Source organism: Nocardia sp. FBN12, assembly GCF_054031145.1.
In genome coordinates, this window is the sequence record NZ_CM132926.1 from 2,715,115 (window position 1) to 2,737,937 (window position 22,823).

The following is a 22,823-nucleotide window of genomic DNA, read 5'->3' on the forward strand; positions in this document are numbered from 1 at the left end:
CTCCGGATCACACTGTGGCGGAGCCGATGTCGCGTCCCGAGGTGGGCAATCCGTCCCAGCACAGCGCGACGACGGCCTCCACCGCCTCGTTCTTGGAGATCGGCCGGCCGGCGTCGAGCCAGTGACGGGCAGTGAGGTGGGCGGCACCGACCAGACTCCACGCGTGGGCGTCGGCCTGCAATTCCTCGACCCCGCTCGCGCGCAACTCGGCGCTCACCAGGATTGCGCATTCACGCATCGCGTTGCGCACCCGCCATTGCACGCACGGTTCGCTGGGCACTGAGGATTCGAAGACAAGGATGTATCCGCCCGCGTCGTCCTCGACGAAGTCGAAATAGACCAGGACCGCACGGCGAACCTTGTCCCGAGACTCGCCACCCGCAGTGGTGGCTGCGCGCAGTCCGGCTACCATCCGGTCCAGATAGTGCTGCAACACAGCAAGATACAGGTCGAGCTTGCTGGTGAAATCCCCGTAGAGCACCGGCTTGCTCATCCCCGCCACCATGCAGATCTCGTCCATCGTCGCACCGTGGTAGCCGTGCGCGACGAACACTTCCTGCGCTGCGGCCAGCGCAGCCTGCCGACGGCGGACCCGTGCCGCGGGCCCTCGCGGATTGTCAGGCGAGGAAGTGTCCGAGCCGGGTATGCCCAGCGGAGCGCAACGCGGCGCCCAGTGTTCTGGCCCGCTCATGCTCCGTCGACCGGCGTGAGACCGGTTCGATGGCGGCGGGCGAGATCCTGGTAGGCGACCGGATTCGCGTTGACCCAGAACTCGGCGGTCGTGCCCGCGATCGGACCCTTCACCTTCGCGGGGCTGCCGGTGACGAGCACCTCCTCGGGGATCACCGTCCCCGCGGTCACCAGCGATCCCGCTGCCACCAAGGATCGCGCACCGACAACGGCGGCGTCGAGCACGATGGCGCCGTTGGCGATCAGTGCCTGGGCGCCGATCGTGGCGCCGTGGATCACGCACAAGTGCGCGATCGTGGCGCCCGCGCCGATCTCACACACCGCGGCCGGGGTGCTGTGCAGCACCGAACCGTCCTGCACATTCGCGCCGGCGCGCACGATCACCGGACCGAAGTCGCCACGCAATACCGCGCCGTACCAGACCGAAGCGCCGGATTCCACCGTCACGTCGCCGACGAGCGTCGCGGTCGGCGCGATGAACGCATCCTCGGCCACGACCGGGGTCTTGCCCTCGAACGAATACAGCGGCACGCAAATTCCTTTCTCAGTGTTCAGTGTCTACCGATTCGGGCACGCAGGCCACGGGCACGCAACGCGCGCATCATCCCCAGAGCCAGGCCTGCTTTACGGCGTGAATAGGGAAACCACAGCAGTTCCGACGGCGACTTCGCCACCGGCAACCGGTCGACCGTGACGGCTCGGGTACGGCAGTATTTGCGGATCCCGTACGCTCCCCCGAAACGAGCTCCGACACCGGACTGCTTCCAACCACCCATCGGCACAGCGAGATTGAACAGATTCACGTGCGCGTCGTTGATGTTCACCGTTCCGGCTTCCAGGCGACTCGCCACCCGCTCGCCACGGGCACGATCACCGGTCCACACCGTCGCCGACAAACCGTAGGCAGAGTCGTTGGCCAGCCGCACGGCTTCGTCCTCGTCGGCGACGCGAACGATCGGCAGCGTAGGCCCGAAGGTCTCCTCCGCGAGGCAACTCATACTGTGGTCGGTGTCGACGAGCACGGTGGGTTCGAAGAAGTTTCCCTGACCGGTCGCTGCGCCACCCACGACGACGCGGGCGCCGGCGGCGACCGCTTCATCGGTGTGCCGTCGCACGATTTCGACCTGTGCGGAATCGACCAAAGGTCCGATGTCGTACCGGAACTCACGATCATCGACGCCCATCCGAAGCTCGGCGACTATCGCGACGAGCCGCTGCACGAACTCGTCGTAGACCGCATCGACCACGTACACCCGCTCGATGGAGGTGCACATCTGTCCGGCGTTGAGCATGCCGCCGAACGCGATTCCCCGTGCGGCCCGGTCGAGATCGGCATCGGCGAGTACCAGGGCCGGGTCCTTGCCGCCCAATTCCAAGCTGTAGGGAATCATGCGGTCAACGCAGGCGTGCCCCACCGCCTTTCCGGTACGGGTGGAGCCGGTGAACTGCACGAAGTCGACGGCGTCGACCACCGCGGCACCGGTCGCGCCGCGCCCGGTGATCACCTCCAGCACCGGTGGCGCCCCGATCTCGGCCCAGCCGCGCGCAAGTTCCATCGCGCTCAACGGAGTCGCCTCCGAGGGCTTGATCACCACCGCTGCCCCGGCGAGCAGGGCGGGCACCGCATCGATGCCGGGCAACGCCAACGGATAGTTCCACGGCGTGATCACGCCGACCACGGGATAGGGGTGGTAGGTGACGGCGAGTTTCTTCGACATGTTCGCCGGAGAATGCGGGCGTGGATGCTCAGCAGCAAGGAATCGTGCGGCGTTCTCGGCGTAGTAGCCGATCACCTCGGCCACGAACATCGGTTCGATCTCCGCGTCGACGCGCGGCTTGGCAGTCTCGGCCTGCATGAGGTCGGCGATGTCGGCCGAATTGGCAAAGATCCAATCCTGCAGTCGCAGAAGCCATTCGACGCGTTCGGCGGGTGCGAGGGCAGCCCACGCCGGCTGTTCGGACCGCAGCCGCGCGACCGCCGCTTCGACCTGCGACGGATCAGTGTCGGCGACCGCGCCGACGATCCGGCCATCAGCGGGGTTGTGGACTTCGATCACGGTCGAGCTCCTCGGAGATGATGTTGGGCGGTAGCCCGGGTGCGGGTACACATCGACATGGTCAGCGGTACATGGCTTCGATCTCGGCGGCGTACTTCTGCGTGATGATCTTGCGTTTGAGTGACATCTTCGGGGTGAGTTCGTCACCGCCGGGTTCCCAGATCATCGGCAGCACAGTGTGTTTCTTGATCCGCTCCACCCGCGACAGGCGCTCGTTCGCGGCCGCGATGCCCGCCTCGATCGCCGCGACCACGTCGGGGTGAGTCGCCAGCGCCGCGGGTGTCGAGTCGGGCAGTGCATGGCGCTGCGCGTAGGCCGCGCAGGCGTCCGGGTCCAGGGTCAGCAGCGCCGTCACGTACTTGCGGTTGTCGCCGACAGCGATCACCGCGGCGACCAGCGGGCAGGAAACCCGCACCGCCCCTTCGATATTCGATGGCGACATGTTCTTGCCCGCCGCGTTGATGATGAGTTCCTTCTTGCGGTCGAGAATACGGACGTAGCCGTCGGCGTCGATGGAGCCGACGTCGCCGGTGTGCATCCAGCCCTCGGCATCGATCGCGGCGGCGGTCTGCTCCGGATCATCGCGGTAGCCGCGCATCACCAGGGGGCCCCGCACCAGCAGCTCCCCGTCGTCGGCGACGGCGACTTCGGTACCAGGTAGCGCTTGTCCGACCGTACTGAGCCGAATGGCGTCGGGCCGGTTGACGGTGGCTACCGCGGAGGTCTCGGTCATTCCCCAGGCTTCGCACACCGGAATACCGAGACCGATGATGAAGGTCATCGCCTCGGGCGCGATGGGGGACGCACCGGTGAGGGCACCGCGTACCCGGTCAAGCCCCATCCGTCGCCGCAGCGTGCTCAGCACCAGCCGTTCGGCTACTCGGTGCTGTATCCGTAGGCCGACGGGGACAGTTCGGCCGTCGGAGTCGCGGCGGGCCATCTCCTGGCCCACCCCCAACGCCCACGACACCAACGATCGTTTGACCGGATGTTCCTGGGCGACCAGCGTTTCCACTCCGGCCTTGATCTTGTACCAGATCGCGGGCACGGCGAGAAACAGCGTCGGCCGCAACTGCGGCATGGTGGCAACCAGTTGTTTGGGGTCGGCGACCGTGGTGACCTGAACGCCTTCGAGGAGATTGTTGTAATGGCAGAACGCCCGGTTCGCCAGGTGAGCGTCCGGCAGATACGAGATCACGGTGTCCTCGGGCCGCACGTCGAAAAGCGTCTTGACTGCCTGGAATTCGGCCAGCATGTTCGCGTGGGTGAGTTCCACCCCTTTGGGCGGGCCGGTGGTGCCGGATGTGTAGACGATGGTGAGCAGTGAGTCCGGGCCGACGGCGCGCCAGGTGGCGTCGAAATCGAAACCGGGCGATGCCAGGCCCGCCAAGTCGTCGAGGGTGAGAGTCCCTTCGGCCGGGCCGTCGACGCAGACGATGTGTTCGATGCGCCCGGCGACATCGGCGGCTCGAACAGTCTCGAGGAACTGCGACTCGGTGACGACGATCCGGCTGCCCGCGTTGGCCAGCAGGTGGGCGATCTGCTCGGCGGTGAAAGTGTTGTAGATCGAGAACGGTGTCGCCCCGGTGTGCAGGACCGCGGTATCGGCGAGATGGAATGCCGGGACATTGGTGAGCATGATGGCGACGGTGTCGCCTGCGGCGAGGCCGAGCGCCGACAGCCCGGTGGCGAGCTCACGGACCCGGTCGGCGTATTGCCCCCAGGTAATGGACACCGCGCCGTCGGGTCCGCGCAAGGCGATTCGGTCCGACATGCGTGCGGCGGTCGCCTGAAAGGCGGCGCACAGACTCTTCGGCTGCTCGGTCACAGCAAGTTCTCCATTCGTAGTGCGCCACCGGCGGCGATCGTTGCGGAACTCATTGCTGCCGTGCTTATTTCAGGCCGGTGCCAGTGCCGAAGTAGTTACCTGCCTCGACCCCCCAGGCAGCGAGAATGTCGGCAGGATCCGTGCCACGATGGTTCAGCGGCCGCGGCGTCGCGGTGGGCGTACGGTCGAACCGGGGCGCGGGTGCGGGCTGGCGCACGCCGCCGACGTCGATGAACGCCGACCGCGCGATATTGTGCGGATGGTCGTGGGCTTCCCATGGCGAAAGCACCGGGGAGACACAGGCATCGACGTCGGCGAAGATCTCGGCCCATTCGTCGCGGGTCTTCGTCCGGAATACGGCGGCCAGCCGCTCGCGCCAGGCCGGCCAGGTGGTCGGGTCGATCTGGAAACCCAGATCCTCGTCGTCGATCTCGAGTATCGCGGTCAGCTGGAAGAAGAACTCCGGCTCTACCGCACCGACCGCCATATGTTTGCCGTCCGAGGTCTCGTAGGTGTCGTAGTAGGCGGCACCACCATCGAGCATGTTGTCGCCGCGCTCGCGTTCCCACAGTCCGTCGGCCCGCAGACCGTGCAGGAAGGTCGACAGCAGGCTCGACCCGTCGACCATGGCCGCGTCGACCACCTGGCCGCGCCCCGAGCGCTCCCGCTCGTAGAGCGCCGACAGCACCCCGAAGGCCAACAGCATGCCGCCACCGGCGAAGTCGCCCATGATGTTGACCGGCGGCACCGGCCGCTCGCCGCGCCTGCCGATCAAGTCGAGCACCCCGGACAGACCGATGTAGTTGATGTCGTGCCCAGCGCGCGCCGCGAGCGGACCGTCTTGGCCCCACCCGGTCATTCGCCCGTAGATCAGTCGCGGGTTGAGCTGTAGCAGTTGCTCCGGGCCGATGCCCAGCCGTTCGGCGACACCCGGTCGATACCCCTCGAGAAACACATCCGCACCGGCCGCCAGCTCACGGATCAAGCCCGCACCTGCCTCGCTTTTGAGGTCGACCGTGATGCTTTCCTTACCGCGATCGAGCGGCCCCGGGGGCGGCGCGTAGCCGCTGGCTCGATCGATGCGCAGCACCTGCGCACCGAGATCGGCGAGCATCATCGCGCCGAACGGGACGGGAGCCAAGCCCGCCATCTCCAGTACCCGCAGGCCTTCGAGCGGTCCAGCGGAACCGCCTGCCACCTCTGAGGTTTCAACCGGCAAGATCATCAGACAGCACACCTCTGTTGGTAATTCATGCAGCGCGGACTCAGCTGTCCAGGCCGCGCGCGCGGGATTCGTAGGCACGGCGGGCGTCGACGTCGACGCCGTCGAGCATGACGTGCGTCATTCCCAGTCGACGCTGGAAGAATTCGGTCACCGGGCCGGGCAGAACCCGCCCCGCACCGACCAATAGACCGGCGAGTCGGGTGACCGCGACGCGCGGACGCGGATCGCAGATGAGCTCGGCGATGGCCTCGGCGATATCCTCGGGTTCCGCGTTCGGCACCAGTTTGGGGCCATGCGTGCCCGAGACCAGTTCGGTGTTGGTGAAAGACGGCAGCACCGCCGAGAATTCCAGCCCGGTGTCACGGTGCTCGATGCGCAGCGCATCGGTCAGCGACAGCGCCGCGGCCTTACTCGCGCAGTAGGTGACCAATCCCGGTGTCGGCGTCTCGGCGGCGAGGGAGGCGATGTTGATGATATGGCCGGTACCACGGACCAGCATGCGCTGCGCGGCCAGTTTGCTGCCCAGCGCCACACCGTAGATATTGATGTCGAGAATGCGTCGCGTCACCTGTTCGGATTCCTCGACGAATCGGCCGGCCGGCATGACGCCCGCGTTGTTGATCAGCACGTCCAGCGGCCCGAGCCGGCGTTCGACCTCGTCGAGGAAGGACGCGAACGACGCCGGGTCGGTGACATCGAGCCGCCCGAACACCTCGAGCCCGAGGTCGGATCCGGCCTTGTCGACCTGTGACTTGTCGATGTCGCCGATGGCGACCAGCGCACCGCGGTCGCGCAGCAGCCGCGCGGTCGCGTATCCGATCCCGCGCGCGCCGCCGGTGACCACCACGACCTTGCCAGAAATGTTTCCCGCCGAACTCATTTCGTCTCCCATTCGGTTCTTGCTGACTTGCCGATCGAATCCGGCCTGTCGATCACGGGTTGTTGCTCTGCGCAACAGCGGTATTCATGCGGTCCGGCGGGTGCCGGGATCGCAGTCGAGGATCATGCGCGCGACAGCGTTGGGCACGTCCAGTTGTGGACAGTGACCTACTCCGGGCAGGATCCGGACCATGGCCGACGGGAACCGACGCTGAGCGCGATGGGCGGCCGACGGCGGTATCAATTTGTCCCTGCTGCCGTGCACCAACAGGGTGGGCGGCAATTCTCCGTCCGGGTAGCCGGCATCGAACTCGCGCAGCAATGCCCGGCCGCTCGCGATCAAGCGGCCGATCGGCCTGGTCTGTGCGAAGAACTCGAGGAAGTGCGCGACGTCTTCGGCCGAATTCGGTCGGTCGCGCCCGTAGAGGAAGCGGTTGCCGACAGCCACCGCCGCACGGCTGCGGAACATGGCGGCGGGCACGCGGATTGCGGCGAGCAGCGGCTCGGGGGGCCCGAACCGGCCGACCGTGAACGTAGCCAGCGGGCGGTATCCGAAACCGGGAACATCGCACGGGACGGCCGCCAGCACGGGCAATTCCGGGTTCAGCGCCGCACGCAGCGTGAGTCCGGCACCCAGCGAGTTTCCACCCAGCACAACGCCTTCGGCGCCTGCCTGCGCTCGCACCAACGCGGCGACAAACGCATCAAGACGCGGCAGGACCAATTCGCCGGTCCGGCGTACATGCAACGGCGGGAGATCCACCGCCACCGCTCGACGTCCCACCTCAGCGAGACGTTCGAGCACTCCCCTCCACGTGTCGGCACGGTCGTAGGTCCCGTGCAGCAGCACGATCACCGGCCCGTCACCTGCGACAGCGAGCTGTCGTGTTCGTACACCGCCGTAGGTTTCGACCGATTCCGCTATTACATTCTGCCTGCTGCTGCCTGGCGCCATTGCCCTGCTCTCTGACTCGGTGACCGGGGCGACCCGGTGACTGACTGCGAATACCGCGTCCTCCGGCACCGCCTCGATGGCGGAGGACGCGGCTACTTCCACTCGCTAGGCGAGCAATCCCTTGGCGATGTGGGTCACCTGGATCTCGTTGGACCCGGCGTAGATCATCAGCGACTTGGCGTCACGCGCCAGCTGCTCGACCCGGTACTCGGTCATGTAGCCGTTGCCGCCGAACAACTGCACGGCGTCCATCGCGACCTCGGTGGCCGCTTCCGAGCAGTACATCTTCATGGCCGAAGCCTCGGCCAGCGACAGCTTGCCGCCGCGCTCGAGGGAGTTGAACACCATGTTCTGCACGTTGATGCGAGCAACTTCCATCTTGGCCAGCTTGAGCTGAACCAGCTGGAAACGGCCGATCTCCTGGCCCCACAGCTTGCGGCTCTTGGCGTAGTCGACCGAGAGGCGGTGGCACTCGTTGATGATGCCCAGCGCCATGAAGCCCACGCCGATGCGCTCGGTGGTGAAGCTGGAACGGGCGCTCTCGCGACCGTCGCCGCCCTTGTGCTCCTCGGTCTCACCGAGCAGCCGGTCCTTGGGCAGACGCACGTTGTCGAAGAACAGCTCACCGGTGGGCGAGGAGTTCAGACCCATCTTGTGGAAGCGCTTGCCCTGGGTGAGGCCTTCCATGCCCTTGTCGAGCACGAAGGTGAGCACCTTGCGGTCACGCTTGTCGACACCGGCGTCGCCCTCGTCGAGCTTCGCGTAAACCACCATCACGTCGGCGTCGGGGCCGTTGGTGATGAACGTCTTCTGGCCGTTGAGGATGTAGTCCTCGCCGTCGCGACGGACGTAGGTCTTCATGCCGCCGAAGGCATCCGAGCCGGAATCCGGTTCGGTGATGGCCCACGCCGCGACCTTGCGCATGGTGACGACGTCGAGCAGCCAGCGCTCCTTCTGCGCCAGGGTGCCGCGCGACATGATCGTGGTGGCACCGAGGCCCAGGCTCACGCCCATCGCGGTGACCAGACCCATGCAGACGCCGGACAGCTCGCTGACCAGCACAGCACCCATGGAAGCCTGACCGCCGAAGGGATCGCCACCGCCTGACTTCTTCTTCGGCTTCTCCGGCTGCGGCTCACCCGCGGCGATGGAGTCGGCTTTGGCCCGCTGCTTGGTCAGCATCTTGCCGACCATCTCCTCGGCCATCGCGTCGATGCCGAACTCGCTGAACATCTTCCGGATCACCGGGTAGGGGGACATTTCCCCGCTCTCGAGCGAATCCACGTTCGGGCGGACTTCCTTGTCGATGAACTCGCGCAGTGCGTCACGAATCATGACATCGGTCTCGGACCATTCGAACATCGTTGTTCTCCTACGATTCAGGGCAGACGCGACGCGATGTCGTCGATCTGCCAGGGGCCGTCGGCTTCGATCGTCTTCACGTCGTGCCAGCCGGCGAGTTCGGAAATCGCGCCACCCTGAACGGCGTACACCTTGCCGGTGATCGCGCATTTCTCGGAGGCGAGGTAGGCCACCAGCGGGGAGATGTTGGCGGGGCTGAACGCGTCGAAGCCACCCTCGGCCTCGGCATCCTCGGCCTCGGCGGCCATCATCTCGCCCATGCCGGGGGTGGCCAGGGTGAGGCGGGTACGCGCGATCGGGGCGATCGCGTTGACGCGCACGCCGTAGCGGCCCAGCTCTTCCGCGGCGACCTGGGTCAGCGCGGCGATGCCCGCCTTGGCCGCGCCGTAGTTGCCCTGACCAGCGTTGGGCACGGTGACACCGGAGGCCGACGCGGTGTTGACCACCGCGGCGTTGGGCTGGTTGCCCGCCTTGCTCTGTTCCTTCCAGTACGCGGCCGCATGGTGCATGACCGCCGCGTGTCCCTTCAGGTGCACGGCGACGACGGAATCCCACTGGGACTCCTCCATGCCGGCGATGAACGCGTCACGCAGGATGCCCGCGTTGTTGACGACCACGTCGAGGCCGCCGAGCTCCGAGATCGCCTGCGCGATCAGGTTCTGCGCGCCCGACCAGGTCGCGATGTTGTCGGTGTTGGCGACAGCCTTGCCACCGGCGGCGATGATCTCGTTCGCCACTTCCTGCGCGGGGCCTGCGTCGGCGCCGTCGCCGGAGTTGCTGCCGCCGAGGTCGTTGACCACTACCGCCGCGCCTTCCTTGGCGAACAGCAGAGCGTGCTCACGCCCGATGCCGCGGCCCGCGCCGGTGACGACGGCGACCTTTCCTTCGAATGCACCCATGTGCGTCTGCTCCTGTTGGTATACCCCTCGGTCCGGATGGCCGAAGCGACCCGGACCGAGGGCGACTTCTGCTGAATGATGTTCCAGCGCAACGGCTTGCGACTACTGACTGTCGGCGATCTCCGCGCGACCGTCCTTGAGGACCACGTCGTCGCCGACGCGGGTCTCGAACTGGTAGCTGGTGACACCGTTGTCGGTGCCGAGCTGCCAGATCGTCGTCTCGATGTCCTGGCCGGGCAGAACCGGCTTGGAGAATCGGACCGCGAGCCGCTTCAACCGGCTGGTGTCGCCGTCGGCGAGCTCGGTCAGCAAGCCCCAGGACGCGAACGCCATGGTGCACAGACCGTGCGCGATGATGCCGGGCAGGCCGGCGTCCTTGGCGACCTCTTCGTCCAGGTGCAGCGGCACCGGGTCGCCGGAGGCCGGGGCGTAGCGGAAGGTCTGGTCGTCGTCGACGTGCTGGACAACCTTGGCGACCGGAGCCTGCGCTCGCACGTCCTCGTCGAACTTGTGGCCGGGGCCCAGTTCACCGACCGTGCGGCCGTTGCTGGCATCGGCACCCCGGAAGAACATGGTGACGTACTGGTGGTTGACCAGTTCGCCGTCCTCGCCACGGCATTCGACGTACACGACCGCGCGGGTGCCGTTCGAAAGGCCCTCGTAGCCGACCATCTTCGCGTGCGAGACCAGCGTCTCGCCCGGCTCGATCAGGCGGTGGAAGTGGAAGTCCTGCTCACCGTGCAGACCACGGCCGAAGATCTCCAACGGCACCACCTCGACGGCCGGGTCGATCATCGAGTCGAAGACCGGCACGATGGCGAACACGGGCGAACCGTGGTCACCGGCGAGGTGCGCCGGGATGGGATCGTTGGTGGCCGCGGCGTATTCGGCGATCCGTTCGCGGGTTACCGCGAAGCTGTCGTCATCGCTCCAGACGTTCAGACCTTCGTCGTTGAATTCCAGTTCGGCCATGAGGGCTTCTCCTTCGGGCTTCGCTGAATCAGACAGTCGCGGCAATCGTGTCGAGCGCCTCGAGCGACTTGTCGAGCTGCTTGCGGCCGTCCTTCTCCACGGCCTTGCCCAGCGCACCCTTGATGAGGGCGCCCTCGAAGTCACCCTCGACGAGAACGGTGGAGCCGCCCTCGGGGTTGGCGTTGATGTTGAAGGTGAAGTTGGTCTTCACGCCGGCCATACCCGTGCCGTTGAGGACCATCTTGTTCGGGGCATCGAGGGAGGCGACGGTCCACTCCAGCTTGTTCGCCATGCCGAGCATGGTGATCTTGGCGGTCAGCTTGGCGCCCTCGGCCAGGGTGGCGGCCGGCTCATCGATCCAGCGCTCGTGAATGGAGAACCACTTGTCCCAGGTGCTGGTGTCGGAAACGACGGCCCACAGCGCCTCGGGGGTGGCGTTGACGTTCTTGGTGGCTTCGATGTGTCCCATGGTTGAACTCCTCGTCGAGTGTTGTGAAAGGGAAAGGAAGAATCAGCGATCGGCGCGCTGGTATGCGGTGACCACCGCGGCGCCACCGAGGCCGATGTTGTGCTGCAGCGCGGCGGTGACGTTGTCGACCTGACGCTTGTCGGCGGTGCCGCGCAGCTGCCAGGTGAGCTCGGAGCACTGCGCGAGGCCGGTGGCGCCCAGCGGGTGGCCCTTGGAGATCAGACCGCCGGAGGGGTTGACAACCCATTTACCCCCGTAGGTGGTCTGGTTGTCGTCGATCAGCTTGCCTGCTTCGCCCTCGGGGCACAGACCGAGCGCCTCGTAGGTGAGCAGCTCGTTGGCCGAGAAGCAGTCGTGCAGCTCGATGACCTGGAAGTCCTCGGCGCCGAGACCGGCCTGCTCGTAGACCTGACGCGCGGCCTGGGCACTCATGTCGTAACCGACCAGGTTCTTGGCCGAACCGTCGAAGGTGGACGCGAAGTCGGTGGTCATCGACTGGCCGACGATCTCGACCGCCTGAGCGGCCAGGTTGTGCTTGTCCACGAAGGCCTCGCTGGCCAGGATGGCCGCGCCGGAACCGTCGGAGGTGGGCGAGCACTGCAGCTTGGTGAGCGGGTCGTAGATCATCCGCGCATTGCTGATGTCCTCGAGCGAGTAGGCGTCCTGGAACTGCGAGTACGGGTTGTTGACCGAGTGCAGGTGGTTCTTGTAACCGATTTTGGCGAAGTGTTCGGCGGTGGTGCCGTACTGCTTCATGTGCTCACGACCGGCCGCACCGAACATCCAGGGCGCGACGGGGAACAGCACCTCGGAGATCTCGGCGAGTGCGAGGATGTGGCGACCCATCGGCTGCTCACGGTCGTCCCAGATGGAGCCGAGCGAGCCCGGCTGCATCTTCTCGAAGCCCAGCGCCAGCGTGCAGTCCGCCAGTCCGCCACGGATCGCCTGCGCCGCGAGGTACAGCGCGGTGGAGCCGGTGGAACAGTTGTTGTTGACGTTGACGGCCGGGATGCCGGTCATGCCGAGCTCGTAGATCGCGCGCTGTCCGGCGGTGGACTCACCGAAGACGTAGCCCACGTATGCCTGCTGCACTTCGCGGTAGTCGATACCGGCGTCGGCGAGAGCCTTGGTCCCCGATTCGCGGGCCATGTCCGGGTAGTCCCAGTCGCTGCCGTCGTCGTTCTTGCGGCGGCCCGGCTTCTCGAACTTCGTCATGCCGACACCGACGACGTAGACCTTGTTCGTCATCGAACTCCTCACATCAGGCCGCACGCCTGCCTTTGCCTGCGGCATGTTCCGATCCGTATCGATCGAACTTTGCAAAACATACAGCGCTGCACGCATGTAAACAACCCCGAACACGGCCGTCTTCAGATCCGATGACAAATCTCCTGGTCAGTATGGGTATTGAAGATACATTCCAGTGTGTATGTAACAGCGACAAGCGTCATTGGCGACGTCGTGGATGTCGGCGTCAGTCGGCCGCGGGCCGTCCCGACAACGCTGCCTCGGCGGCATCGTGCAGGTGGCGGCAAGCGCGCAGCCACCGTCGGTGCGCACGGTCGGGATCGTCGTCGACGAACGCGGAGAGAAGGATGCCACGCAGCGCGTCCATCGCCGTGTACAGGAAGGCCTCGGCGTCCTTGCGATCCACTTCATCCGGGGTGTAGCGACTCAAGCCCATCAGCACCGCGTTGTTGACGAACGGCTCGACCTTCTTCAGTTCCGTCGCCAACGCCGGATCGGTCCGGCTGGCAACCCACAGCTCCACCGAGGCGATGAACAGCGGACCCTGATGCAATTCCCACAGAAAGTCCAGCACGCCCGCGACAGAATCGGACGAGACCTGGATCCGCCCCAGCTCCTGCATGGCAGCCTCGATGCGCCGTTGCGCGAGACGGCTGATCGCCGCGGTCATCAACTCGGCCTTGGAACCGAAGTGATGAACCTGCGCGCCACGGGTCACCCCGGCGCGCTGGGCGATCCGCGGGGTGGTGGCACCGGCGTAGCCGAATTCGACCAGGCAATCGATCGTGGCGTCCTGCAGCCGGGTACGCATTTCCTGGCTGCGCTGCTCCTGGGTGCGGCGAGGAGCCCCGGACATTGTCGATCCCGTCATAGATCCAGCATAGGGAACCTCATCGGTCGGACCTCGGGCAACGTCAGCCCCGCCGAGTCACTTCCAGCAGGTCTACGTCAGTCCAGGACGGTGATTCGCGCGCCGGCGCGGAGCAGCTCACTGGCGGTGAGCCCGCACATGGTGTGGAAAGTGTCGCTGAAGTGCGAAGGGCTGGCGAATCCGGCGTCGACCGCCGCGGTGGTGAAGTCGGCACCTTTGGCGACTGCACGGCCGACGGCGAGCATGCGCGCCCAGACACGATAGCGACGGAAGGTGGTGCCGGCATGCTCGGAGAACAGGTGTAGTAGCCGAGATTTCGACAGATGTACTTCGGCGGCGAGTTCGCCCGCGGTGATCGATCGAGTCGGGTGAGCGCGCACGATCGCGGTCGCAGCGGCAATCCTGGGATCGAGTGGGATCTGCCGGGGACCGCAGGCAACGTCCATCACCTCGGCCGGGTCCATGTCCGTTCGGTCGGCGAGGCGGATCAAAGCGGCTTCGCGGTGGTGGTCGACGCCGAACTCGTTCGCGCGATCGGTCATTTGGTCCCAGCATGCCGGTACGCGCGGCGACCCGGGGTCGATGTAGCAGAACAGCATTCGGGTCTCCTGCGCGACTACCTGGTGGAGCGTGCGTGGGGGAATCAACGCGCTGCGAACGGTGCGCCGACCGAACGAATCGGCGTGCAGGGTGAACGGGGCATCGACGCCGACTGCGAGGCAGTGCACCGACCCGGAATGGCGGTCAAGCCGCAGCGAAGGCCCGCGGTAGACGGCGTGGCCGATCCACAACCACACCTCCGCGCTCGCTGCTGCCGGGTAGCACGTTTCTGGAAGCGGTCGCTGACCCATGCCCGCCATGCTTGCACGACAGCAACCGGGATGAACGAGGAAAGCAGGTCACCGTGCTGGGAGATACGATCGCGGCAACGCTACTGATCGGCGTCGGCGTCGTCCACGTGCTTCCGGGCGTCGTCGCGCTTTCCCCGCGCCGCGCATCGACGGTGTACGGCACTACTGTCGACGACCCCGATCTGATCCTGCTGCTGCGGCATCGCGCGATTGTGCTTGCGCTGATCGGCGTGGGATTGATCATCGGGGCCTTCACACCCTCCGTCAGACCAGTGGTCGTCGGTGCCGCGCTGATCAGTCTGGTCAGCTTCATCGGCTTGACCGTGCTCGCCGGGCCGGGTGGCCTGAACGCCGAGACCCGCCGGGTCGCCTGGATCGATGTCGGCGCAGTCGGATTGCTGGTCATCGCCTCGTGCCTGCTGATTGCCGCCCACTGAATTCACCGGGCGCTGCCCGCAACCTTCGAAAGGACACCGTGATGAGTGTTGTCACCGAACTCGGGGAGTCTCGCCTCGTACACCTGCCCCAGGGCAGTATCCGTATCTACGAACGCGGACAAGGTGAGCCGGTACTGTTCATTCACGGTTTGTTCGCCAATGCGGCGGCATGGCGGAAAGTCGTTCCACGACTGGCCGATTCGTATCGGTGTATCACCGTCGACTTGCCTTTCGGAGCGCATCGGATTCCGATGGCTCCCGATGCGGATCTGACTCCGCTCGGCATCGCCGGCACGATTGCCGATCTGATCGAGACCGCCGACCTCGGTGCTGTGACTCTGGTCGGTAACGACGGTGGCGGCATGCTCTCTCAGCTCGTTGTGGCCCACCGGCCCGAACGCATCGCACGGCTGGTTCTGACACCGTGCGACGCCTACGAGAACTTCCCGCCGCCGCTGTTCGACTATGTGTGCTGGATGGCCCGCGTGCCGGGCGCCGGACCACTCACGGGTCGGCTCCTGCGTCTCCCCGCGGTTCGGCAAACGTACGCGCGCTCGCGGTTCGGATTCGGTGGCCTGTCCATCAACCCGATCTGCGGCGAGTTGATAGACCACTACCTGTACGGAATGACACACGATCGTGGGGTCCGACGCGACACTGTCGAATTCCTTCGCGCGGTGGACAGCAGATACACAATCGATGCTGCCACTCGTTTCAGCTCGACCAGGCTTCCGGTTCTCATCGCCTGGGCTGAAGAGGACCGGTTCTTCCCGTTCGAGCACGCGAAACGACTCGCCGAGGACTTTCCGAACGCCCGCCTCGAATCGATCGCGAACTCGCTGACCTGGGTCGCCGAAGACCAACCCGCTCGCATAGCGGCACTGATCGACCAGTTCATCAGCGCGACACCCCTGCACGCCGACCAGCCCCGTTAGGCGGAGAGAAACCTCCCACGGAGGTCTCCCCCGCTCCGCGGGTCAGGGCGCCGTCACCAGAGCGGGCTCGACACTGCGCCCTTTCACCAGCAGCACAATCGCCAGCACCGGGTAGAGGAGGATCGGCAGCACCGTGCCGAGATAGAAGGTCTGATCGATCAGGATCGACGTGCCGGTGAGCAGGGCGAAGTCGAACAGACCGTGCAGCACCGAGTTGACGGCGTTGCCCCGCGCCACCCGCCGGGTCAGGTAGAAGAAGTAGCCGGCCAGGCTCACCATGATCGCCTGCCCGATCGCGTTCGCGCCGTGGGTGATGCCGTTGGTCAGATGCACCGCGCCGAACACGATGCTCGACCACAGGGCGACCTTGCCCTCGGTCAGCCCGTGATCACGCAGCACCACGACACCGATCCCGCGGAACATGCCCTCCTCGCCCCAGCCGACGAACTGGGTCGCGATCAGCAGCACCAGGATGTACAGCAGACCTTTGTCAGCCAGCGCGCTGTAATTGATGCCGAAGACGATCGCGACGAGGAACACGATCGGCACGACCCACACCCACGGCCGGGTCGGGCGATCGTCGTGCAGGACCGGCCGCATCCAGCCGAGGTAGGCGATGACACCGTAGGTGAACGCCAGGGCGACACCGAGCGGGATGATCATGCCGTAGAACACCGCACGCGTGGACAGGAAGTCGTCCTCGCCGGTCAGCGCGGTCATCAGCAGACCACCGAGCTGAATGATCGCGAGGTAGACGATCACGACCAGCGCGAACACCGGATACGACAGGCGGCGGCCGGTCGGTGTGACCGATAGCGCAGTTTCGGGTGTGCTCATACGGGTAAAAATATCCGCTCGAAGAGTTGGACGCTTGATTCGGGGGCGAGTCGCTCCACGACGACAGTGAACGTTGTCAGCCTGGTCGATCCGGCCGCCCGAACCCTCGAGCTCCATGGCCGGTATCCGTCTTGTCGGTCTCCGGCAGCCGCTGCCCAGTTAGTTGCTTACTGCAAGTAATCTAATGTATAGTTGCATTCTGCAAGTAAATATTCTCGTCTGGGAGTAGTCATGGCAGTGTCACCCGATACGGCTCAGAGCCTGATCAGAGAGCTCTATCTCATGGGCCGGACGATCCGCGCTGCCCTCTCCCACCCGGACGAAGGGGACCTGCTTCCAGGCGGTATCGGCGTGCTGGGCTCGCTCGAGGCGCGAGGGCCGTGCCGGCAGGTGGATCTGGCTGTGGACTTGTGCATCAGCCCATCGACGCTGAGCAGGCATGTCGCCGAGCTGGTGCGCTCGGGCAACATCGTCCGCCACGCCGATCCCAGCGATGGCCGGGCCACCCTCATCCAGATCACCGGCGAAGGACGCGATCTGCTGCGACGCGTCCGAATATCGCGGGCACACGGATTGCAGACCGCTCTCGCTCAGTGGAGCGAGGAGGAAGCCGAACAGGCCACTTCGGTCGTTCTGAAGCTCAGGAATTCCCTGGCCACAGTCGCGCCCCACACCGCGGTGGGCGCGCGCAAGCCGGGTTCGACAGAAAGTCAGGAAGTGGATGTCTAATTCAGTCGAGGCGGGTACGCGGCGTGCCCCGGACGTGATGACCCATCGTCAAGTCCTCGAGGCCATGACCGGGCTGCTGGCGGCGCTGTTCACAGCACTGCTCAGCACCACGATCGTGGCGACCGCGCTGCCCACGATCATCGGCGACCTGGAGGGGTCGCAGACCGCATACGCCTGGGTTATCACCACAGCACTGCTGGCCAACGCCGCGTCCACCCCGATCTGGGGCAAGTTCGCCGATCTGTTCAACAAGAAGCTGCTGGTCCAGTCAGCCATCGTCATCTTCGTCATCGGTTCGGTGATCGCGGGCATCGCCGGTAACGTGCCGATGCTGTTGGCGGCACGAGTCATCCAGGGCATCGGCATGGGCGGATTGACCGCGCTCGTCGTCGCGATCATCGGTTCCATCGTCTCGCCGCGCGAACGCGGACGCTATTCCGGCTACATGGGTGCGGTGATGGCGGTGTCGATGTCGGGTGGACCCATCCTCGGCGGCGTCATCGTCGACAGTCCCCTCGGCTGGCGCTGGTGCTTCTTCGTCTGTGTGCCCCTGGCCGTGATCGCCCTGGTGCTGCTGCAGCGGACCCTGCGGCTGCCGACCGAACGCAAGGACGGGGTGTCGATCGACTGGCTCGGTGCCGCCCTCATGACGGCCGGTGTGTCGGTGCTGCTGATCTGGGTGTCGTTCGCGGGAAAGGCGGACTACTACGCGTGGTTCTCCCGCGAATCGGCTCTCTATGTCGGCGTGGGCGTAGTGCTGCTGCTCGCGACCCTGCTGGTCGAATCCCGAGCCAAGTCGCCGATCATCCCGCTCTCGATCGTCACCGAACGCACCACCGGTCTGGCGATCCTCGCCTCGATCGCGGTCGGAATCGGCATGTTCGGCGCGACCACCTTCCTCGGCCAGTACTTCCAGACCGCACGCGGATACTCACCGACGGTGGCCGGTGTGCTGACCATCCCGATGGTCATGGGCATGCTCGTCGCGTCGACCGGTTCGGGACAGCTGATCACCCGGTTCGGGAAATGGAAGGCGTTCGTCGTCACCGGCGGTGCGCTGCTGGTGGTCGGGTTCGGGCTGCTCTCGACGATCGATCACGCCACCCACCTGTGGCTGGTCGGCACCTACATCGCCATTGTCGGGCTCGGTGTCGGCATGATGATGCAGAACCTGGTGCTGGCCGTGCAGAACACCGTGAGCGTGCACAATATCGGCGCGGCATCGAGCAGCGTCGCGTTCTTCCGGACGTTCGGTGGCGCGATCGGTGTCTCGGTGCTGGGGTCGGTGCTGGCTACCCGGGTGAGCGAGCTGTCGACAGAAGGTTTCGCGAAGATCGGTGTGACCACGAGTTCCTCCGGCGGCAGCAATCTGAACCTCCACGGCCTGCCCGCACCGATAGCGACGATCGTGCGCGCCTCCTACGGCGATGCGACCGGTCGGATCTTCCTCATCGCCACGGGAGCGGCGGTCGTGGCCCTCCTCGCGACCGCGTGGCTTCCGAACCGTCCGCTGCGCAGCACGATCGATATCGATCCGGCCCTCGACCCGACCACGAAAGAGTCTGCGTCGCAGGACGATCCGACCGACGGGGAAAGAATGGCGCTGGATGCCGAACTGGCGGTACTCACGGAGTCGAGATGGGAAAAGGACCCGGTCTGGGAAGGCGCCGAGCGAGTGCTGTCCGAGTCGGAGCTGGTGCCGGCTGCTTCGGCCGGACGGCATGCGCCGGTAGCTCAGAACGGTCATCGGGCGTACCGGGTCGAGGCGTCGTCGACCGGCGAGTTGTCCGGGTCTGACATCGGCGGTGGAGCGGTGGCCGGTCACGTCCGCCGCGAGGATGGTCATCCGTTGCCGGGTGCGGTGTTGACAGTGATCGATCAGGGTGGCCGTCAGGTCGCGCGCGCAAGCAGTGCCGCTGACGGTGGTTATTCGATCAGTGCGCCGGAGTCGGATGGTCACGTGCTGATCGTGTCGGCGATGGGGCACCAGCCGACCGCGGTCAATGTGCCGGTCGGCCAGCGGAACCAGCGGATGGATCTGACCTTGGTGGGATCCGGCGAGTTGTCGGGTGTCGTCCGTACTGCCGGCCACGGGTCGCCGTTGTCGAGTGCGACCGTCACCGTGACCGATATGCGTGGTGAGGTGGTCGGGGCCGCGGTCACGGGCGGCGACGGCGCCTACCTGTGCCACGGCGTGGTGCCGGGCGTCTACACCTTGGTCGCGGCCGCGGAGCACATGCGTCCCAGCGCGATCACGTTGACAGTGCCCGATAGTGGCGTGGTGCGTCATGACATCGAGTTGACCGCGATGGCGGTGCTCGCCGGATCGGCGCGGGCCGACGGCGGGCGGGCGGTGCCGGACGTGCTGGTCACTGTGCTCGATGGCGCCGGTGAGGTGACCGCGTCGGCGCGCACCGACGAGAACGGCCGCTACGTCGTGACCGATCTTGCCGAAGGGCAATACACCGTGGTTGCTCGTGGTTATCCGCCGGTGAGCGCGCAGGTCACCGTGACCGGTGGCGAGGCCGCCTACGATCTGCGGCTCGGTCACGAGCTCGGAGAACGTTGACGAGTGGGTTGACCGACAGGCAGCAGATTCCGCTGTTCATAGTGCCGCGGGGCCCCGGGTTGAACGCCGGTCCGGCGACCCTCCCGCGGGCCGGGGTCAGTCGCTCGCGGCGCGCGATCTCTACGCTGGAACCGGCAGCAGGACGTTGCTCGCCGCTGCCGCGTTTAGCCCGTCGTGCGACGGCAACTCGGGGGACATGATCGGAAACCTTCGTTCGGTGGTAATCGACTGCAAGCATCCGGCTGGACTGGCGCGCTTCTACCGGGACCTACTCGGCGGCACCGTCGAGGACTCGGATGAGACATGGGCGGTCCTGACCGATCCGCACGGGCGGCGTCTCGCATTCCAGCTCGCACCCGAACATGAGCCGCCGCAATTCCCGGACCCACGAGGATCGCAACAGTTCCACCTCGACATCGAGGTCGGCGACATCGAGTCGGCGCAGCGAGATGTGCTGGGTCTGGGCGCTACCCGGGTGACCGATGCTGTCGGTGAAGACCGCTTCCGGGTGTTCCGTGACCCGGCAGGTCATCCGTTCTGCCTCGTGTGGGGAATTACGGCAGGCGATACCTGAGCGAACCGAAATATCGCGGCGAGCAACAGACCCGATCACGGCAGCGGCTCGCCGCCCAGCTCAGAGGATGGGCCTGCCACCGGTCACCGCGAGCCTGGCGCCGGAGATGTAGCTACCGTCGTCGGCCGCCAGCAGAACATAGGCAGATGCGAGTTCGGCGGGCTGCCCCGCCCGGCCGAGCGGTGTGTCGTCGCCGAATTTCGCGACCTTCTCCGGTGGCATGGTGGCGGGAATCAGCGGCGTCCAGATCGGGCCGGGCGCCACGCTGTTCACCCTGATGCCCTTGTCGCCCAGCAGCTGCGCCAAACTGGCCGAAAGATTCGAAATCGCCGCCTTGGTCGCGGCATACGGCGCCAACGTCGGGTTGGGCATATCGGAGTTCACCGACGAACTGCCGATGATCGAGGATCCCGGCCGCATATGCGGCACCGCTGACTGGACGAGATGGAAGTAAGCGCCCACATTCAACGCGAATGTGTAAGCGAATTCCTCATCGGTGATTTCAGCCAGATCCGTGTGCGTCATCTGATATGCCGCGTTGCTCACCCTCACGGGCGAAGGCGATCGCCACCGCTCTGCCGATCCCGCTGTCGGCACCGGTGATCACGGTGGCCTTGCCCGTCAGCTTTCCCGAGCCGCGATAGGTCTTCTCCCCACAATCGGGACAGGCGACATCCGCGCCTGAAGGCCGGGCACTTCTTGCTGCTGTTCGGGAAAGCCCATGATCGAATCCCTTCGCTCGCAGAGATTGCTGTCTCCCAGTGACTACCGCGATCCCCGCGCGACAAACAGCAATCGAGGCGACTTCCCATCGGCAACAGCGATTGGCCGCCGTCGCCAGGGGTAGGCGCACCGTATGGAGCTCTGATGCCAGTGCACCGCCACCACCCCCAACAACCGTGACAGGAGACCAGCGCCGATGATCGACATGCACGATGTCGCCGAACTGCCGAACCGCGTTGTCCGCACCACCTTCCAGGCCGGGGCGCGGTTACGGCACGCACGGGTGTTCCACCCACGCGGTGTCCGTCTCGCGGGCCGATTCCGCGCCACCAGCGCCTACGAGCCCTGGTTCGGTTCCGGCGACCGAGCGGTCATCGCCCGGCAGTCGAAAGGCCTCGGCAGTCCCGGCGGTGTACCCGACGTACTCGGTTTGGCGTTCCGGGTACTCGATGGTGACGAGCATCCCTGGGATTTCGCGCTGGCAACCACCGGACGCAGCGCGCTGGGCCGGTTCGTCATCACCCCCGCCCGCGCCTGGGCCACCGCCCGTTTCGGCACGCTCCTGCCCTACCGATTCGGCGACGCACCACCGGTCTGGCTGTTCGCCGAACCGCTCGACACCGGCGACCTGCCGACGACAGCGTCATTGCGAGCCCTCGACGATCACCTCGACGACCACGTGATCCGGTTCTCGATCACCGCCGATGGGCTCGGCCACCCACCCGAGACCGTCGGCGAACTCGACTTACGGCGAGCCGAACCAGGCGAACATCGCACCGACTTCTTCGATCCGATCCTCAACCATCCGGCCGATGTCGCGTTGATACCCCCGGTGGTGAATCGGCTGCGCGAAAACGCCTATACCGGAAGCCGCCGCGGCCGCACCGGCGACGGCGCCCAGCCCGCGACCTGATCGGAGTGCTACCCGCGGAAGCCGAGCTCACGTCCGGAGAAGGACCCGAATTCACCCGGATCAACGGCCCGAAGCTCAGCGGCTTCGGGCCGTTCCCGTTGCGGTCAAGCGGTTATCGCGATGCTCCCCGGCGGCCGGTGACCAGATTGACGAGGAACAACAGAATCACCGCGCCGGCGATACAGGTGAAGAAGCTGAACCACAGTCCGCCGCCTTCGACATCGACCCCGAACAATTTGAGCAGGAATCCCCCGAGCAGGCCGCCGACGACACCGACGACGACGTTCAGCAGGATTCCCTGCTGGGCGTCGGTCTTCATGATCTTGCTGGCGATCCATCCGGCGAGGCCGCCGATGATGATCCAGCCGAGAATACCGAGACCGAGCATGGTCTTCTCCCATCATCCGAATACCCTGGCGAGCACCGGGTGCGCCCGTCCCATCGCGACATACCCTCGTCTCGCCCAGCCAATCAGCCCGACCGTGCGGGCCGTCGGTCGCTATTCGGTGTTCCGCAATGCTTCGGCTACCGCCTCGAGCCGCCGCTGGGCCTGGCGGGACAATCCGGACGCGCACGCGCACAGCCTGCGCAGACCTGGGTCCTCGAGGTCGGCGACAAGTTCGTTGTCGTGCGACACCGTCGCCGCGACGGCCTCGCTATCGCCGTAATCAGGCGTTCTGTCGAGCTGCTGAGCTGGACCAGAAATCGGCATAAGCGGTCTCCTCGTGTCCCTTCACGGCGCAGCCACCGACGCGGCGGAAGTTCTCATGGTGGTGCACACGGAATTCCCTTCTCCGACA

23 protein-coding genes and 2 pseudogenes are annotated in these 22,823 nt (G+C 65.9%); 7 read left to right on the top strand and 18 right to left on the bottom strand.

Features of this window, described 5'->3' with window-relative positions; all coding sequences use genetic code 11:
- Positions 1-7: 7 nt before the first annotated feature.
- The 14 genes from ACWZHB_RS13165 to ACWZHB_RS13230 all read right to left on the bottom strand — a co-directional run bounded on the left by ACWZHB_RS13165 (position 8) and on the right by ACWZHB_RS13230 (position 14,306).
- Entirely contained in the window at positions 8-691 is a 684-nt protein-coding gene (locus tag ACWZHB_RS13165; protein ID WP_427908218.1) for a TetR/AcrR family transcriptional regulator, read from the bottom strand.
- On the bottom strand, positions 688-1,221 hold the full coding sequence (locus tag ACWZHB_RS13170; protein WP_427908219.1) for a gamma carbonic anhydrase family protein: 534 nt from the start codon (positions 1,219-1,221) through the stop codon (positions 688-690). Before ACWZHB_RS13170 ends, ACWZHB_RS13165 begins: the two co-directional genes overlap by 4 nt.
- Positions 1,222-1,241: 20 nt before the next feature.
- The gene (locus ACWZHB_RS13175; protein ID WP_427909154.1) at positions 1,242-2,744 is read right to left on the bottom strand and encodes an aldehyde dehydrogenase family protein; all 1,503 of its coding nucleotides are present in this window, start codon (positions 2,742-2,744) and stop codon (positions 1,242-1,244) included.
- A gap of 64 nt (positions 2,745-2,808) precedes the next feature.
- On the bottom strand, positions 2,809-4,575 hold the full coding sequence (locus tag ACWZHB_RS13180; RefSeq protein ID WP_427908220.1) for an AMP-dependent synthetase/ligase: 1,767 nt from the start codon (positions 4,573-4,575) through the stop codon (positions 2,809-2,811).
- A gap of 64 nt (positions 4,576-4,639) precedes the next feature.
- Positions 4,640-5,800 carry a CaiB/BaiF CoA transferase family protein gene (locus ACWZHB_RS13185; RefSeq protein WP_427908221.1) on the bottom strand — a complete coding sequence of 387 codons (1,161 nt, stop codon included), beginning with the start codon at positions 5,798-5,800 and terminating at the stop codon, positions 4,640-4,642.
- Positions 5,801-5,840: 40 nt separating this feature from the next.
- Entirely contained in the window at positions 5,841-6,692 is an 852-nt protein-coding gene (locus ACWZHB_RS13190; protein ID WP_427908222.1) for an SDR family oxidoreductase, read from the bottom strand.
- Between the two features lie 72 nt (positions 6,693-6,764).
- Positions 6,765-7,535: an alpha/beta fold hydrolase gene (locus ACWZHB_RS13195; protein WP_427908223.1), complete on the bottom strand. Its 771-nt coding sequence runs from the start codon at positions 7,533-7,535 to the stop codon at positions 6,765-6,767.
- A 204-nt stretch (positions 7,536-7,739) separates the two neighbouring features.
- Entirely contained in the window at positions 7,740-8,996 is a 1,257-nt protein-coding gene (locus ACWZHB_RS13200; protein WP_427908224.1) for an acyl-CoA dehydrogenase family protein, read from the bottom strand.
- Positions 8,997-9,013: 17 nt separating this feature from the next.
- Positions 9,014-9,895, bottom strand: a complete 882-nt coding sequence (locus ACWZHB_RS13205; RefSeq protein ID WP_427908225.1) for an SDR family oxidoreductase — start codon at positions 9,893-9,895, stop codon at positions 9,014-9,016.
- A 102-nt stretch (positions 9,896-9,997) separates the two neighbouring features.
- Complete coding sequence (locus ACWZHB_RS13210) at positions 9,998-10,867, bottom strand: MaoC/PaaZ C-terminal domain-containing protein (RefSeq protein ID WP_427908226.1); 870 nt, start codon at positions 10,865-10,867, stop codon at positions 9,998-10,000.
- Between the two features lie 28 nt (positions 10,868-10,895).
- A complete protein-coding gene (locus ACWZHB_RS13215; RefSeq protein ID WP_427908227.1) occupies positions 10,896-11,336 on the bottom strand; it encodes a type II toxin-antitoxin system Rv0910 family toxin in 441 nt (146 codons plus the stop codon).
- A 42-nt stretch (positions 11,337-11,378) separates the two neighbouring features.
- Positions 11,379-12,584: a lipid-transfer protein gene (locus ACWZHB_RS13220; RefSeq protein ID WP_427908228.1), complete on the bottom strand. Its 1,206-nt coding sequence runs from the start codon at positions 12,582-12,584 to the stop codon at positions 11,379-11,381.
- A gap of 226 nt (positions 12,585-12,810) precedes the next feature.
- Positions 12,811-13,455 carry a TetR/AcrR family transcriptional regulator gene (locus tag ACWZHB_RS13225; protein WP_427908229.1) on the bottom strand — a complete coding sequence of 215 codons (645 nt, stop codon included), beginning with the start codon at positions 13,453-13,455 and terminating at the stop codon, positions 12,811-12,813.
- A 77-nt stretch (positions 13,456-13,532) separates the two neighbouring features.
- Complete coding sequence (locus ACWZHB_RS13230; protein ID WP_427908230.1) at positions 13,533-14,306, bottom strand: AraC family transcriptional regulator; 774 nt, start codon at positions 14,304-14,306, stop codon at positions 13,533-13,535.
- 53 nt (positions 14,307-14,359) lie between these two features.
- Between ACWZHB_RS13230 and ACWZHB_RS13235 the strand changes: the two genes are divergently transcribed.
- The gene (locus ACWZHB_RS13235) at positions 14,360-14,743 is read left to right on the top strand and encodes a hypothetical protein (RefSeq protein WP_427908231.1); all 384 of its coding nucleotides are present in this window, start codon (positions 14,360-14,362) and stop codon (positions 14,741-14,743) included.
- Positions 14,744-14,784: 41 nt separating this feature from the next.
- On the top strand, positions 14,785-15,678 hold the full coding sequence (locus ACWZHB_RS13240) for an alpha/beta fold hydrolase (protein ID WP_427908232.1): 894 nt from the start codon (positions 14,785-14,787) through the stop codon (positions 15,676-15,678).
- A gap of 42 nt (positions 15,679-15,720) precedes the next feature.
- Here the strand turns inward: ACWZHB_RS13240 and ACWZHB_RS13245 are convergent, their stop codons facing one another.
- Positions 15,721-16,515 carry a CPBP family glutamic-type intramembrane protease gene (locus ACWZHB_RS13245; RefSeq protein ID WP_427908233.1) on the bottom strand — a complete coding sequence of 265 codons (795 nt, stop codon included), beginning with the start codon at positions 16,513-16,515 and terminating at the stop codon, positions 15,721-15,723.
- Between the two features lie 231 nt (positions 16,516-16,746).
- Between ACWZHB_RS13245 and ACWZHB_RS13250 the strand changes: the two genes are divergently transcribed.
- The 4 genes and pseudogenes from ACWZHB_RS13250 (at position 16,747) to ACWZHB_RS13265 (ending at position 20,387) form a co-directional block, all read left to right on the top strand.
- A complete protein-coding gene (locus tag ACWZHB_RS13250; protein WP_427908234.1) occupies positions 16,747-17,244 on the top strand; it encodes a MarR family winged helix-turn-helix transcriptional regulator in 498 nt (165 codons plus the stop codon).
- Between the two features lie 37 nt (positions 17,245-17,281).
- Positions 17,282-18,793, top strand: a pseudogene (locus tag ACWZHB_RS13255) (MDR family MFS transporter); the annotation flags it as partial.
- A 48-nt stretch (positions 18,794-18,841) separates the two neighbouring features.
- Positions 18,842-19,813: an MSCRAMM family protein gene (locus tag ACWZHB_RS13260; protein WP_427909155.1), complete on the top strand. Its 972-nt coding sequence runs from the start codon at positions 18,842-18,844 to the stop codon at positions 19,811-19,813.
- Positions 19,814-20,009: 196 nt separating this feature from the next.
- Positions 20,010-20,387 (top strand): VOC family protein, encoded by a 378-nt coding sequence (locus ACWZHB_RS13265; RefSeq protein ID WP_427908235.1) that lies wholly within the window; start codon positions 20,010-20,012, stop codon positions 20,385-20,387.
- A 60-nt stretch (positions 20,388-20,447) separates the two neighbouring features.
- Here ACWZHB_RS13265 and ACWZHB_RS13270 read toward each other — a convergent pair.
- Positions 20,448-21,110: pseudogene (locus tag ACWZHB_RS13270) on the bottom strand (SDR family oxidoreductase).
- A gap of 196 nt (positions 21,111-21,306) precedes the next feature.
- On the opposite strand from ACWZHB_RS13270, the gene ACWZHB_RS13275 reads away from it, so the two are divergent.
- A complete protein-coding gene (locus tag ACWZHB_RS13275; protein ID WP_427908236.1) occupies positions 21,307-22,023 on the top strand; it encodes a phosphodiesterase in 717 nt (238 codons plus the stop codon).
- A 112-nt stretch (positions 22,024-22,135) separates the two neighbouring features.
- On the opposite strand, the gene ACWZHB_RS13280 is transcribed toward ACWZHB_RS13275, so the two are convergent.
- The gene (locus ACWZHB_RS13280) at positions 22,136-22,411 is read right to left on the bottom strand and encodes a GlsB/YeaQ/YmgE family stress response membrane protein (protein ID WP_427908237.1); all 276 of its coding nucleotides are present in this window, start codon (positions 22,409-22,411) and stop codon (positions 22,136-22,138) included.
- Positions 22,412-22,522: 111 nt separating this feature from the next.
- Positions 22,523-22,735 (bottom strand): hypothetical protein, encoded by a 213-nt coding sequence (locus tag ACWZHB_RS13285; RefSeq protein WP_427908238.1) that lies wholly within the window; start codon positions 22,733-22,735, stop codon positions 22,523-22,525.
- Between the last annotated feature and the right edge of the window lie 88 nt (positions 22,736-22,823).